At 73.1% G+C, this 12,171-nt stretch carries 12 protein-coding genes and 3 tRNA genes; 8 read left to right on the forward strand and 7 right to left on the reverse strand.

The window, feature by feature from the left end:
- The first annotated feature begins 17 nt into the window (after positions 1-17).
- The gene (locus tag QJ852_04190) at positions 18-755 is read left to right on the forward strand and encodes an IclR family transcriptional regulator (GenBank protein WGX97642.1); all 738 of its coding nucleotides are present in this window, start codon (positions 18-20) and stop codon (positions 753-755) included.
- A 6-nt stretch (positions 756-761) separates the two neighbouring features.
- Here the strand turns inward: QJ852_04190 and QJ852_04195 are convergent, their stop codons facing one another.
- The 3 genes from QJ852_04195 to QJ852_04205 all read right to left on the reverse strand — a co-directional run bounded on the left by QJ852_04195 (position 762) and on the right by QJ852_04205 (position 3,687).
- Complete coding sequence (locus QJ852_04195) at positions 762-1,682, reverse strand: MBL fold metallo-hydrolase (GenBank protein ID WGX97643.1); 921 nt, start codon at positions 1,680-1,682, stop codon at positions 762-764.
- A complete protein-coding gene (locus tag QJ852_04200) occupies positions 1,679-3,013 on the reverse strand; it encodes a solute carrier family 23 protein (protein WGX97644.1) in 1,335 nt (444 codons plus the stop codon). Before QJ852_04200 ends, QJ852_04195 begins: the two co-directional genes overlap by 4 nt.
- Positions 3,014-3,207: 194 nt before the next feature.
- Positions 3,208-3,687 (reverse strand): MarR family transcriptional regulator, encoded by a 480-nt coding sequence (locus tag QJ852_04205; GenBank protein WGX97645.1) that lies wholly within the window; start codon positions 3,685-3,687, stop codon positions 3,208-3,210.
- A 17-nt stretch (positions 3,688-3,704) separates the two neighbouring features.
- Here QJ852_04205 and QJ852_04210 point away from each other — a divergent pair, with 17 nt between their 5' ends.
- On the forward strand, positions 3,705-5,744 hold the full coding sequence (locus tag QJ852_04210; GenBank protein ID WGX97646.1) for an MMPL family transporter: 2,040 nt from the start codon (positions 3,705-3,707) through the stop codon (positions 5,742-5,744).
- Positions 5,745-5,800: 56 nt separating this feature from the next.
- Here QJ852_04210 and QJ852_04215 read toward each other — a convergent pair.
- Positions 5,801-5,874 (reverse strand) — tRNA-Phe (locus tag QJ852_04215).
- A 153-nt stretch (positions 5,875-6,027) separates the two neighbouring features.
- Here QJ852_04215 and QJ852_04220 point away from each other — a divergent pair.
- From QJ852_04220 to QJ852_04245, 6 genes are all read left to right on the forward strand, one after another.
- Positions 6,028-6,100, forward strand: a tRNA-Glu gene (locus QJ852_04220).
- A 95-nt stretch (positions 6,101-6,195) separates the two neighbouring features.
- Positions 6,196-6,272: transfer RNA gene (locus tag QJ852_04225), tRNA-Asp, on the forward strand.
- A gap of 758 nt (positions 6,273-7,030) precedes the next feature.
- Positions 7,031-7,237 (forward strand): hypothetical protein, encoded by a 207-nt coding sequence (locus QJ852_04230; protein ID WGX97647.1) that lies wholly within the window; start codon positions 7,031-7,033, stop codon positions 7,235-7,237.
- Between the two features lie 307 nt (positions 7,238-7,544).
- The gene (locus QJ852_04235) at positions 7,545-7,901 is read left to right on the forward strand and encodes a metallopeptidase family protein (GenBank protein ID WGX97648.1); all 357 of its coding nucleotides are present in this window, start codon (positions 7,545-7,547) and stop codon (positions 7,899-7,901) included.
- A gap of 73 nt (positions 7,902-7,974) precedes the next feature.
- Complete coding sequence (locus QJ852_04240; protein WGX97649.1) at positions 7,975-8,574, forward strand: hypothetical protein; 600 nt, start codon at positions 7,975-7,977, stop codon at positions 8,572-8,574.
- Between the two features lie 90 nt (positions 8,575-8,664).
- Complete coding sequence (locus QJ852_04245) at positions 8,665-10,341, forward strand: BTAD domain-containing putative transcriptional regulator (GenBank protein WGX97650.1); 1,677 nt, start codon at positions 8,665-8,667, stop codon at positions 10,339-10,341.
- On the opposite strand, the gene QJ852_04250 is transcribed toward QJ852_04245, so the two are convergent.
- From QJ852_04250 to QJ852_04260, 3 genes are read right to left on the reverse strand one after another with little or no spacing between them, the layout of a single operon-like run.
- Positions 10,338-10,667, reverse strand: coding sequence for a CrcB family protein (locus QJ852_04250; protein WGX97651.1), 330 nt, complete (start codon positions 10,665-10,667; stop codon positions 10,338-10,340). The two genes, QJ852_04245 and QJ852_04250, sit on opposite strands and share 4 nt — an antisense overlap.
- 7 nt (positions 10,668-10,674) lie before the next feature.
- A complete protein-coding gene (locus QJ852_04255; GenBank protein ID WGX97652.1) occupies positions 10,675-11,073 on the reverse strand; it encodes a CrcB family protein in 399 nt (132 codons plus the stop codon).
- Positions 11,070-12,056, reverse strand: coding sequence for an ATP-binding protein (locus QJ852_04260; GenBank protein WGX97653.1), 987 nt, complete (start codon positions 12,054-12,056; stop codon positions 11,070-11,072). Before QJ852_04260 ends, QJ852_04255 begins: the two co-directional genes overlap by 4 nt.
- Between the last annotated feature and the right edge of the window lie 115 nt (positions 12,057-12,171).

The raw sequence follows: 12,171 nt of genomic DNA on the forward strand, positions 1-12,171 counted from the left end.
GGGGAGGAGGTGGCGCCGTGCCGCCCGACAGCGTTCTGGGGAAGACCCGGCTGATCCTGGAGTGCTTCGGTGCCGACGACGCCGACCTCTCCCTCAGTGAGATCGCCCGCCGCACCGGCGTCGCCAAGGCGTCCGTGCACCGGCTCAACCGGGAGCTCGTCGCGTGGGGCATGCTCGAACGGGCGGGGGAGCGCTACCGGCTCGGCCTGCGCGCCTTCGAGCTCGGCGGCCGCGTCGCGCACCTACGGCTGCTGCGCGACGCCGCGCGGCCGGCGATGGAGCGACTCAGCGCCGCGCTCGACGAGACCGTGCACCTCGCGGTGCTCGACGGCCACGACGTGTTGTACGTCGAGAAGGTGGTCGCCACGACCCGCGCGACCCGCTCGTCGCGGATCGCGGGCCGGATGCCGGCCCACGCGACCGCCACCGGCAAGGTGCTCCTCGCCCACGGCCCGCCGGGGCTCGTCGAGTCCGTGATCGCCCACGGGCTGCCGCGCCGGACGGCGCGCACGGTCGCCGCGCCCCAGCGGCTGCGCGACCAGGTCGCCCGGGCCGCTCGCGACGGCTACGCGGTGGAGTTCGAGGAGGTCAGCGCCGGCTACTGCTCGGTCGCGGTCCCGGTCCCGCCGCCGGCCGGCGGCGACGCGGTGCCGGCGTCGCTGTCGGTCACCGCGCCGACCGTGCGGGCCGACGTCCGCCGGTTCGCGTCCGCGCTGGCGGCGGCGAGCCGGGGGATCCGCCGCCCGGGCCCGTGACGCCCCCTATCCGGGTGGCGCATCCATCCCGGGCGTGGACAGGGTGACGGAGAACCGTCGCAGGTCGGTGCGCCAGCAGCCGACGTCGAACATGTCGGTCCAGGCGCGCCAGCTCCCGGCGGCGCCGCCGGCGATCCGGCGCCATCCCTCGACGGCCTCGTCGAGGAAGGTCCCGTCCAGCTCGTAGCGCATCGTGTGCGCGAGCAGGATCCGGCGTCGTCCCGGGGTCAGCTCCGCGAGGCGGGCGACCGACCGGGCGAAGGCCGCAGGCTCGGCGCCCGGGAGGTGGGCGTACGAGACGCCGGCGACCAGGACGTCGCCGGCCAGCACGATGCCGGTCGCGTCCTCGACGAGGACGACGGAGTCGGGACTGTGACCGGGGCAGTGGATCACCCGGAGGGCCCGGCCGCCGAGGTCGATCTCGTCGCCGTCCTCGAGGAGACCGGTCGGGACGGAGCCGGGCACGTGGTAGCCGGCCAGCTGCTCCATCGGGAGCGGGCGGGGCGTGAGCAGCCGGTCGCGGTGGTGGAAGAAGGTCTCGTCGGCGAGCCGCGTCTCCTCGTGCGCGGCCAGCATGCGGCCGGCGTAGCTCTCGAGCCAGGCGATGTCCCGCGGTCCGTAGGACGTGGCGAGCCCGGGGACGGCGGCGGGATGGGCGAGCACCCGATCGAAGTGCCGGTTCCCGCCGCGGTGGTCGAGGTGGGCGTGCGAGTTCACGGCGACGACCGGGAGGTCGGTGATGCCCGCGACCACGCTGCCGATGTCGCCGAGCCCGAGGCCGGTGTCGAACAGCAGCGCGCGCTCCGTGCCGACCACGAGGAAGCAGTTCACATGTCCCGGCTCGGAGATCAGGTGGACCCCGTCGCCGATGGCCGCGACGGCGAACCATGCTTCGGTGAAGCCGTCGCCGGTGGACCCGCCGGTCACGCGGCGGCCCCCTCGGCGTCGGTCGACGGCGCGACCGGACCGGACGTGCGGGCGATCAGGCGGTGCAGCACGATGGTGAGGAAGGTGCCCAGGGCGACGCCACCGAGGAAGAAGTCGCCGTACACCAGGCCGAGCGAGCCGGTGCCCAGGCAGAGGCCGACGGCGGCCGGGATGTAGTTCTTCGGCTCGTGCAGGTCGACGCCGTTGTCGATCCAGGTCCGCGCGCCGATCACCGCGATCAGGCCCACCAGGTAGACGAGGATGCCGCCGATCACGCCACCCGGGATCGCGTAGATGACGGCTCCCAGCTTCGGCGAGCAGCCGAGTGCCATCGCCATCACGCCGGCCAGCACGTAGGCGAGGGAGGAGTAGACGCGGCTCGCGGCCATCACGCCGATGTTCTCCGCGTAGGTCGTGGTCGCGGAGCCGCCGACGGCCGCGGAGAGGGCGGTGGCGGCGCCGTCGCCGATGATGGCGCGTCCCATCGAGCTGTCCAGGTCGGTGCCGGTCATCTCGGCCACGGCCTTGACGTGGCCGATGTTCTCGGCGAGCAGGACGACGACGATCGGGAGCACCACCACGATGGCCGACCAGGAGAACGACGGGGCGGCGAAGTCGGGGAGGGCGAACCAGGCCGCGTCCCCGACCTTGCTCCAGTCGACCCGGTCGTAGCTGACCGTCTCGCCGTCGACGGTGCCGCTCAGCGGGCCCCAGATCCCGTCCGCCGCCCACGACAGCGCGTAGCCGATCACGATCGTCAGCAGCACGGCCAGCCGCGACAGGAAGCCCTGCAGCCGCCACGACAGGACGACGACCACGATCAGCGTCACGATCGCCATCGTCTGGTCCTTGGTCCAGAAGTCGCCGAGGATCGGGGCGATGTTCAAGGCGATGAGCATCACGACCGTCCCGGTCACCAGGGGCGGGAGCCAGGTGTGGAGGGTTCGCGCGCCGACGGCGTGGACCAGGGCGCCGACGCCCATGAGCACCACGCCGGTGACCAGCATGGCGCCGGTGACCTCCGCGACGCTGCCGCCCTGGCCGTAGATCGCGAACGCCGGGCCGATGATGGCCGCGGACGAGCCGAGGTAGCTCGGGATCCGTCCCCGGACGACGGCGAAGAAGAGCAGGGTGCCGACGCCGCTCATGAACACGGCCGTCCCGAAGGGCAGGCCGATCAGCAGGGGGAACAGCACCGTCCCGCCGAACATGGTCAGCACGTGCTGGACCGAGATGCCCAGCATCCGGCCCGCGCTCAGCCGTTCGTCGGGGCGCACCACCTCGCCCGGTCGGATCGTCTTCCCGTCGCCGTGCAGCTGCCAACGCATCATTGCTCTCCCCCTGGAGGGTCAGGACGCGGGCCCTGCACCCGCGCACGCACCTGTCTGACAGGTAGACCAAGAGTTGTCGAACAGGTGGCGATGCGGATGTCAGACAGATGTGCAATTCTCGGGCGGATCTTTGGGGGAAGTTGACCGTGACAGATCCGGGTCGCCCTGCTCCGGCGCTCTCCTCGCGTCCTTCGCTATGCGCGGTCGGCCAGCTCGCGCGTGGCCTCGGCCGCGCTCGCCAGCCAGCGCTCGACGACCGCGACCTCGGCGGCGTCGAGGTCGGCCAGCGATGTCCGCAGTGCGTCGGCCAGTGGTCCGAAGAAGGAGCCCGCGACCCGGCGGGCGGACCCGGTGAGGGCCAGCAGCTGGCGGCGGCCGTCGGCCGGGTCGGGTCCGCGCTCGACATGGCCGCTCGCCTCCAGTCGCCGCAGCAGGGCGGAGGTCGCCGGCGCGCTCAACCCGATCGCGGACGCGAGCAGGCTGGGCGTCATCGCGGCACCGCGCAGGCTCGCCTGGTGGAGGTGGGCGAGCGCGTCGACGTCGGTCGGGTGGAGGCCGTGGCGACGCGCGAACAGGTGGGTGAACCGGTTGAGCTCGTAGGAGAACCGCTGCACCAGGACCGGTGCCCGGGTCCCCGGGGTGTCGGGGGCGGGGGTGTCGGCGGGAGGAGGCATGCGCATATCCTTCCATCATGGAACCATCTGCCGCGGTCGCGCGCCTGTTCCGCCCGCGGGTGGCCTGGATCCTGCCCGTCCTCTACCTCCTTGTCGGAGGCGCCCTTGTCGGAGCGCTCGGCACGGCCCCCGTCGACCGGGCGGCGACCGACAAGCTGCCCGACGGGTACGACGCCACGGAGGTCGTCCGCCTCCTCGAGGACTTCCCGTCCGGCGACGGTCAGCTGGCGGTGGTGCTGTTCACGGCCGAGCGCACGCTCACGCCGGCCGAGCAGGAGACGCTCGGCGAGGTCTTCGCCCGCGCCGCGGGCGGCGCCGCGCCGGCACCGCCGCAGGCAGCGGCGGACGGCACCGCCCTGGTCGGTGTGCTCCCGATGCCGAGCACGGACGCCGCGCGGCTCGCCGACGACGTCGAGGAGTTGCGGGCCGGCGTACGCGCGGACCTGCCCGACGGGGTCCGGGCCGAGGTCACCGGCCCGGCCGCGATCCAGGGCGACCTGGCCCGGGTGTTCGAGGGTGCCGACCTCACCCTGCTCGCGGTGACCGCGTCGGTCGTGGCGGTGCTGCTGATCATCACCTACCGCTCGCCGGTCCTGTGGCTGGTGCCGTTGCTCGTCGTCGGTCTCACCGACCGGCTCGCGGCCGTGGCCGCGACCCATCTCCTCACCGCGCTCGACGTCGCCTTCGACCAGTCGACGACGGGTATCCTCTCGGTGCTGGTGTTCGGTGCGGGCACCGACTACGCGCTGCTGTTGATCTCGCGCTACCGCGACGAGCTGCGCCGGACCCCGAGCCGGCCCGAGGCGATGGCCCGCGCCTGGACGCGCACGGGCGAGGCCGTGCTGGCCAGCGCGGCCACCGTGGTCGTGGCGCTGCTGGCGCTGCTGCTGTCCGCCTTCCCGACCACCCGCGGCCTGGGCCTGGCCTGCGCCATCGGCGTCGTGGTCGCGGCGTTCGCCGTCCTGGTCGTACTGCCCCTGGCCCTGGTGGTCTTCCCGCGGTGGATCTTCTGGCCCCGCCGGCCGGTGGTGGGGGAGCCGGCCCTCTCGGAGGGGCGCTCGTTCTGGCGCCGGGTGGGCGACGTGGTGGCGCGGCGGCCGGTCCGCGCCGCGGCGGCGGGTCTGGTCGTCCTGGCGGTGATGGCGAGCGGCATGCTCGGCATCCGCAGCGGGCTGTCGGAGGCCGACCAGTTCATCGACACCCCCGAGTCGATCGCCGCCGCCGGGCGGCTGGCCGCCTCCTTCCCGGCCGGCAGCGCCGACCCCGCGGTCGTGCTGACCCGGGCCGACGTCGGGGCCGTCGTCCGGGCGGCCGAGGGGGCCGACGGTGTCGAGTCGGCACGACCGGCCGGGGAGCACGACGGCCGGAGCCGCATCGACGTCGTGCTCGCCCACGCGCCCGGTACGCCGGAGGCCCGGGCCGACGTCGCCGCGCTCCGCACGGCGCTGGCCGGGTTCCCGGACACCCTGGTCGGCGGCACCGATGCCGAGGACGTCGACACCGACGCGGCCACCGGCGCCGACCGCGGGCTGATCCTGCCGGTCATCCTGGCCGTGGTCCTGCTGGCGCTGGGTCTCCTCCTGCGCTCGGTGGTGGCGCCGGTCGTGCTGGTGCTCACCGTGGTCGCGACCTACCTGGCGGCCCTCGGCGCGGGGTGGCTGCTGAGCACCGGTCTGTTCGGCTTCGACCGGCTCGATGTCGGCGTGCCCCTCCAGGCGTTCCTGTTCCTGGTGGCGCTCGGCGTCGACTACAACATCTTCCTCGTCGCGCGGGCGGCCGAGGAGGCGCGCCGCCACGGGGCCCGCGAGGGAATGCTGCGTGCGCTGGCGTCCACCGGCGGGGTGATCACCAGTGCGGGCATCCTGCTCGCCGCCGTGTTCGCCGTCCTCGGCGTGCTCCCGCTCGTCGTCCTGGCTCAGCTCGGCATCGTGATCTGCGTCGGCGTGCTGCTCGACACGCTGCTGGTGCGCACGGTCCTGGTGCCGGCCGTCGCGGTCCGCCTGGGCGACCGGTTCTGGTGGCCGCGGCGGGTCGGCGAGGACGCCGGCCGGGCATGAGAGCCGGAGGAGACGACGAGACCCCCGCCGGAGTCCGGCGGGGGTCTGGTCTGCGGTGGGCAGGGGCGGGGTCGAACCGCCGACCTATCACTTTTCAGGCGATCGCTCGTACCAACTGAGCTACCTGCCCAAGCAGTCGCCTACCTTACCGGAGGGTGCGCCGACGTACGAAAGCGGCGGCGACATCCGATCGATCCGGCCCTCGGTGCACGCTCGCGATGAGCGGGCGCACCCCGCCGGGCACTATGCTGGCGCGCGCCGTGCGGACCTGTCCGCGCGGTGGGCCCCCATCGTCTAGCGGCCTAGGACACCGCCCTTTCACGGCGGGTACGCCGGTTCGAATCCGGTTGGGGGTGCGCTTGTCCGTCGACGTGGCTCCCGATTGGGACTCACGGAGGTGGATGGGTTAGAGTTCCATCCGCTTCACCGCGCGACAGCAAGGTGAGCGAATGGCCCTGTAGCGCAGTTGGTTAGCGCGCCGCCCTGTCACGGCGGAGGTCGCGAGTTCGAGTCTCGTCAGGGTCGCCAGCAGCCCGGATCGCAAGGTCCGGGCTTCTTGCATTTCCGGGCCGCCGGTCAGGTGCCACCGTCTGCCGGCTGATCCACCTGTTCCGAGGGCCCGCCCGACGATCAGGTCGAGGTCGTGCTCGCAGACGTACGTCGGTTGACCACGACGAAACCTGTGGGTGAGTGGCCACCGAGGTTCTTCGGCATCGGCGCATCCACGGACGGCCGCACCGACAACGCACGTCGGGCCGACGAGATCCTCGCCGAGGGGTTCGGCGCTCGCCGGTCGTGATCATCTGCGATACGGGCCCGATCTTCGCGGCGGCCGATCGCCAGGACGCCGACCACCATGCCTGTGTCGAGCTCTTCACCGGTCTGCGGCTGGCAGGCAGACGTCTGCTGTTGCCGCAGACCGTCTTGGTCGAGTGGGTTACCTGCTCGAGGCCAAGGTGGGGACGTTCGCAGAGGTCGGCCTTCCTCAAGTCGATCGCAGGTGGGAGCGTCGAGCTCGCGGATCTCACGCCGTCGGCTGTCACTCGCATCGCCGGGCATCGCGACACGGGCACATCGGCACTTCCGGGTCGCACGGCCCCGGACACGTGGACGCGTTCACCCTCCTGGCACAGCCATGACCCTGAAGTCTGGACGCTTCTCGGAGTCGACTCAGTTTCCGACGACTGCCTGCGTCGAACTGCCCGTAGCGGACTTCTGGATCTGCAGAATTGAGTGCGTTCCTGCACGGCCCACGCGACAATGACCGTGACCCGAGGAGGACGTCAATGCGTCGTGAGATCGCGTTTCGCGCGGCGGTGGGCACCCTCTATGGGGTCGCAGCGGTCGCCTGCCTGGTTCTCTTGCGGGGAGTCGAGACTTTCTGGGATGTGCTGGCGATTGTCGTCGGCAGCGCCGGCCTGGCCGGGCTCATCCACTGGCTGGCTCTGCGGGTCTACGAGAGTCGGTACAGGCGGCGTGTTGTCGAGCAGTAGACGCATCACCTCCATGCGCCGCGCCATGCCATGTCCTGGCTCGTGCCATGAGTCCGTAGTCGTTCACCGTCGGTGTCCGGTGTGAGCTGCGTCCGTACGTGTGGCGGCGCCAGCAGACGTGCACGCCACCGGTCCGTCGGCACATGCCGTGGTCCCCGCGGACGTGGGCGCGGCACGTGGCGCGACAAGTGGTTGCGCGCGGTGGTGCTCGACTCATTGGATCGGTTGGGGCTCCTTGTAGAGGACATGGGCCGAGGTGAGCGGCCTTCGGCCGCGAGGCGCTGGGTGCCCCCGGCACAATGACGCCATGCCCGTCGAGATGAGCCCCGAGGACTTCGATGCCCTCGTCGACCGCGCCCTCGACGACATCCCCGAGGAGCTGGCCCGCCTCGTGCACAACGTGGTCGTGCTGGTCGAGGACGAGCCGCCCGAGGGGGAGCCCGACGACCTGCTCGGCCTGTACGACGGCGTGGCGCTCACCGAGCGCGGCGGCGGCCTGCTGCCGCAGCTGCCCGATCGGATCTTCCTCTTCCGGGGGCCGCTGCTGGACATGTGCGACGACGAGGACCACCTCGCCGAGGAGGTCCGGATCACCGTGGTCCACGAGGTCGCCCACCACTTCGGGATCGACGACGCCCGGTTGCACGACCTCGGCTACGCCTAGCTCGGGGAACCCAGGGTCCGGTTGCTCCGCGGGTGTAAGCCGTGCGTAAGTGGCTCGCCGGAGCCTGGGGCGCATGATCGAGATGACAAGAGACAAGAGGTCGTCCGGCTGCCGCCGCAGCCGGACGGCACTGGCAGCGACGGCGACGCTGGTGGCGGTGGTCCTCGCGGGCCTGGTGGCTGCGCCCGGCGCGGGAGCGGCCCAGGCGCGCGACACCGGCGCCGCGGCGGCGAAGAAGGGCGTCAAGTGGGACCGGATCAGAACGGACTCGTGCCCCTGCGGCTTCAACCAGCGCTGGAACTGGTTCGCCTCGTTCCTCAAGGACAAGGGCGGCGTGGGGGTCGTCGCGACGGTCTACCCGTCCTCGGCGCCGTACCGCAGGACGGCGGCCCTGTTCCAGGCGGAGTGGCATCCGAAGGGGCAGGTGCTGCGCCTGCGCGATCTCAAGGCCGATGGCGACGCGTTCTACGTGACGCTGCTCGGCTCGGACACCGGCACGTCGTACGGGTCCTACCGGGTGCCGTCCGGGCAGCGGTCGACGACGCTCCGACTCGATGACGAGATCTTCGACGGCGAGTCGCTCGAGATGTACATCAACGACAGCCTCAGGCCGGGCGGCTACGACGACATCGACTGGGACCAGTTGGTGAGGATCGACCGGTTGTACGGCTGACGGCGTACAGCTGAGGAGGCCGCCCGGAGCCTCGCGGCCCCGCGACCGGTGCCCCTACCGGCCGCGGGGCACTTTGCCTACGCTGGTGAGGTGTCTCTACGGGTGATGGGCACGACCGAGGTGATCGGAGCCGCGGGCGATCGGGAGCGGATCACCGGGCGTCTGCAGCGCACACTGCTCGCGACGCTGGTGGTCAACGGCGCGGGCTGGACGCCGCCGCACGTCCTGATCGAGGCGCTGTGGCCGGACGACCCGGGTCCGGGGGCCGAGGGCCGCCTGCACGTCCTGGTCCATCGCCTCCGCGCGCGGATCGGTGACGGCGTCGTTGTCCGGGGCGAGCACGGCTACCGCCTCGATCCCGGCGTCGAGGTCGATGTCTGGACGTTCGAGCGCGCGATGAGCTGCTGGCTGCGCGACCACGGCCGGCTGACCCGCTCCGGTCTCGCGCTGGAGCGGCTGGAGCAGGTGCTCGGGCTGTGGCAGGGGCTGCCTTTCGCCCAGCTCGACGACCAGCGGGTCGCCGCGGAGCAGGCGCGGCTGCTCGAGATGCAGGTGTCGGGGCAGGAGACTCGGTTCCAGCACCTGCTGGACCGGGGCGAGCACGTCGTCGTGCTGCGCGACGTCGTGTCCCTCGCGCGGCAGCACCCCTGGCGGGAGCGGCTGCGGGTGGTCTGGATGACCGCGTTGCTGCGCGCCGGGCGCCGGGCCGACGCGCTTCGCCTGTACGCCGAGGCCGAGCGGGACCTGCGCGCCGAGCTCGGGGTCGAGCCGGGGCGTGAGCTGCAGGAGCTGCGGCGACTGGCGGCCAGCGGCGACTGGGCCGGTCCCCTCGCGGCACCGGCCGTGACAGCGGATCCGGACTCAGCGGGCGTCGACGGCCGCCATGCCGCCGGTCAGCGGGAGCTGGCGGAGCGCTGGGCCGTCGCCGGCAGACTGGGTGAGGCGTTGCGTCTCCTCGGCCAGATCGAGGTGCACTGTCGGGCCAACGGCCTGCGCGACGAGCTGGCCCTGCTGCTGCGCTCGATGGCGGTGGTGAACTGCCAGATCGGCGACCTGGAGCGCGGCCTGCGGCTGGTCCGGGAGTCGGTGGACGTGGCGGAGCAGCCCGGTCCCGCCGCGCTTTCTCGGGTGTCCGAGGCGCTGATCCTGACTCACCTGCGACGTACGGACGACGCCGAGCGGGTCCTCGCCGCCCTCGCGCCCGACCAGTGGACGCCGGGGCCGGCGGTGCTGTGGTGGCGGGCCCGGGCCCAGGTGCTGCGGCGCCGCGGTGTCCAGGACGGCGCGGTCATGGCGGCGCGGCGAGGCGTCGCCCTGGCCCGGAAGGGCGCGGATCCCGGGTACCGGGCCCTGGTCCACGTCGACCTCGGCAGCGCGCTGCGCGATGCCGGGGACCGGACCTGCCTGGGGTGGTTCCGCTCCTCGGTCGAGCTGGCGCGTTCGGCCGGTGCGCGACCGGCAGCGGCACTGGCGCACGGGGCGACCGCGAAGGCGTGGCTGCGGTTCGACGAGCCCGGCCGCTCCGCGGTCCACGGCCGCGAGGCCCTGGGCCTGGCGCGGGAGTGCGGCGCCTGGGGACTGGCCGGTCGGGCCGCGCTCCGCCTCGCCGACGCGACCGAGCTGCTCGGCGATCCGGTCCGCGCCGCGTGGTACCGCACCGAGGGCCTCTCGCACTACCGCCGCGTCGACTATCCCCTCGCGCCGCGGGAGCGCGACCGGGTGGTCGCCCTGGTCGCCGCGGCCGAGGAGTCCCTGGTCACGTCCTAGCCCCCGGTCGCCCGGAATCCCGCCGCGCAGGCCGCCAGTCCGAGCACGATGGTGACGCCGGCGTACGCCGCGCCGCGCCGCGGGCCGAGGTCGCGTGCCTGCACGGCGAGCGAGGAGTACGTCGACAGCCCGCCGCAGAAGCCCGTCCCGACCAGGGCCAGGGTGGAGCCGCCGACCGACCACCCTGCGCAGGCGCCCAGCACCAGACTCGCGATGGTGTTCGCGGCGAGTGTGCCGCGGTGCCAGAGGCCGTCGAAGCGCTGGCCCAGCGCGTAGCGCAGGGGCGCGCCGACGGCGGCGCCGAGCGCGACGAGGAGGACGTTCATCGCGCGCTCACAGCTCGTCCTCCGCAGGCAGCGGCGGCGCCAGCAGGCCGACCAGGTTGACCGCCACCAGGCAGGCGATCAGGGTGCCGGCGACATAGGCGAGCGCGAGACCGGCCCGGCCGTCGGCGAGCAGCGCCCGCGCCTGCTCGGACGTGGCGGAGAAGGTCGTGTAGCCGCCGAGCACGCCGGGGCCCAGCGCCGCCGCCCAGACCGCCGAGCGGCGGGCGAGGGGGAGCAGCAGCAGGGCGGCGAGCAGGGTCGATCCCGAGACGTTGACGGCGAACGTCGTCCAGGGGAAGCCGCTGCCGTCGGCGACCAGCTCGGTCGCGGCGTACCGGGCGACCGCGCCGAGCGCACCCCCCGCCGCCACGGCCAGCAGCAGCCGCGGGTGGAGGGCAGGCGTCATGCCTGGAGACTAGGGCGCGCTCCGGAGCCGTTGCCACTGCCCTGCCAGGCGACCGGCGGGGCGCCGACGGCCTGGCGGCGGAACTCGCCGAGGAACCAGATCTGGAAGGACCGCTGCTCGGGGGTACGGGGCGCGGTCAGCAGCCGCTGGGCGCGGGAGAACTCGTCAGCCGCGTCGAGGAGGTCGATCAGGCCGCCGATCTGCCGGGCGGTCTCCCGCGGCATCCGCAGCCGCAGGTCGATCGTCGCGCGGCCGTCGGCGTACGCCTTGTCGACCTGCTCGCGGCCCATGTTGGCGCGCAGCGGACGCTCCAGGGCGTCGAAGTGCTCGGAGAGCACCTTGGCCAGGGGGTAGTCGTCCTCGTGGGCGAGGGCGAGCAGCCGGATCTCGCGGCGCAGGTCGCGGTAGTGGCGCTGGAAGCGCCCGAAGGCCCCGATCGGGACCCCGTTGATCTGGACGCCGACCTCGCCCACCCGGGTGTGATCGGCCTGGAGGGACGGCATGCTGTGGGTCTGCTGGTAGGGCGCGCCCTCGGTCTCGGACAGTTCGGGCGCCGGCTCGAACCACACGGCCTTGCCGTCCTCGTCGATCTCGGCCCCCCAGGCCACCGAGGCCCGCGAGACGATGTCGAGGCCACGGCCGACGGTCGTCAGCGCGGCGAGCTGCTCCTCGTCGAGCTCGTCGAAGGCGTCGAGGTCGAAGGCGTCGATGTCGAAGCCGCTCGCCTGGGTCGAGGGCTGCGGCGGGATGACGGAGGCGTCGTGCACCTCGAACCGGGGGTGCTCGGCGGTGCCCCGCACCTGGAGCCGGACCGGGGCGGTGCCGTGCAGGACCGCGTTGGTGACCAGCTCGGAGACGGCGAGCTCGGCGCAGTCGGCGAGGTCCTCGCGACCCAGCTGACCGCAGGTCTGGACCACCCAGCGTCGTGCGTCGTGCACGATCCGTGGCCCGGGGGCCAGGTCCAGGGTCTGCCGGTGCTGCACGGAGGAACCTTCCGGGGTCTCGTCCGGTCGATGGAGGTGGGGATCCCGGGTGCGATACCCCGCCCGGGACACCACTAAACCAACCTCCTCCGGGTTGTTGGGTGACGGTCCGACC

Source organism: Nocardioides sp. L-11A (assembly GCA_029961745.1).
GTDB lineage: Bacteria > Actinomycetota > Actinomycetes > Propionibacteriales > Nocardioidaceae > Nocardioides.

What these genes read in the sequence shown, in the direction of transcription:
- QJ852_04200 (WGX97644.1), bottom strand. Translation starts at nt 3,013, where the DNA reads ATGATGCGTTGGCAGCTGCACGGCGACGGGAAGACGATCCGACCGGGC.
- QJ852_04205 (WGX97645.1), bottom strand. Translation starts at nt 3,687, where the DNA reads ATGCCTCCTCCCGCCGACACCCCCGCCCCCGACACCCCGGGGACCCGG.
- QJ852_04210 (WGX97646.1), top strand. Translation starts at nt 3,705, where the DNA reads ATGGAACCATCTGCCGCGGTCGCGCGCCTGTTCCGCCCGCGGGTGGCC.
- QJ852_04230 (WGX97647.1), top strand. Translation starts at nt 7,031, where the DNA reads ATGCGTCGTGAGATCGCGTTTCGCGCGGCGGTGGGCACCCTCTATGGG.
- QJ852_04235 (WGX97648.1), top strand. Translation starts at nt 7,545, where the DNA reads ATGCCCGTCGAGATGAGCCCCGAGGACTTCGATGCCCTCGTCGACCGC.
- QJ852_04240 (WGX97649.1), top strand. Translation starts at nt 7,975, where the DNA reads ATGATCGAGATGACAAGAGACAAGAGGTCGTCCGGCTGCCGCCGCAGC.
- QJ852_04250 (WGX97651.1), bottom strand. Translation starts at nt 10,667, where the DNA reads ATGAACGTCCTCCTCGTCGCGCTCGGCGCCGCCGTCGGCGCGCCCCTG.
- QJ852_04255 (WGX97652.1), bottom strand. Translation starts at nt 11,073, where the DNA reads ATGACGCCTGCCCTCCACCCGCGGCTGCTGCTGGCCGTGGCGGCGGGG.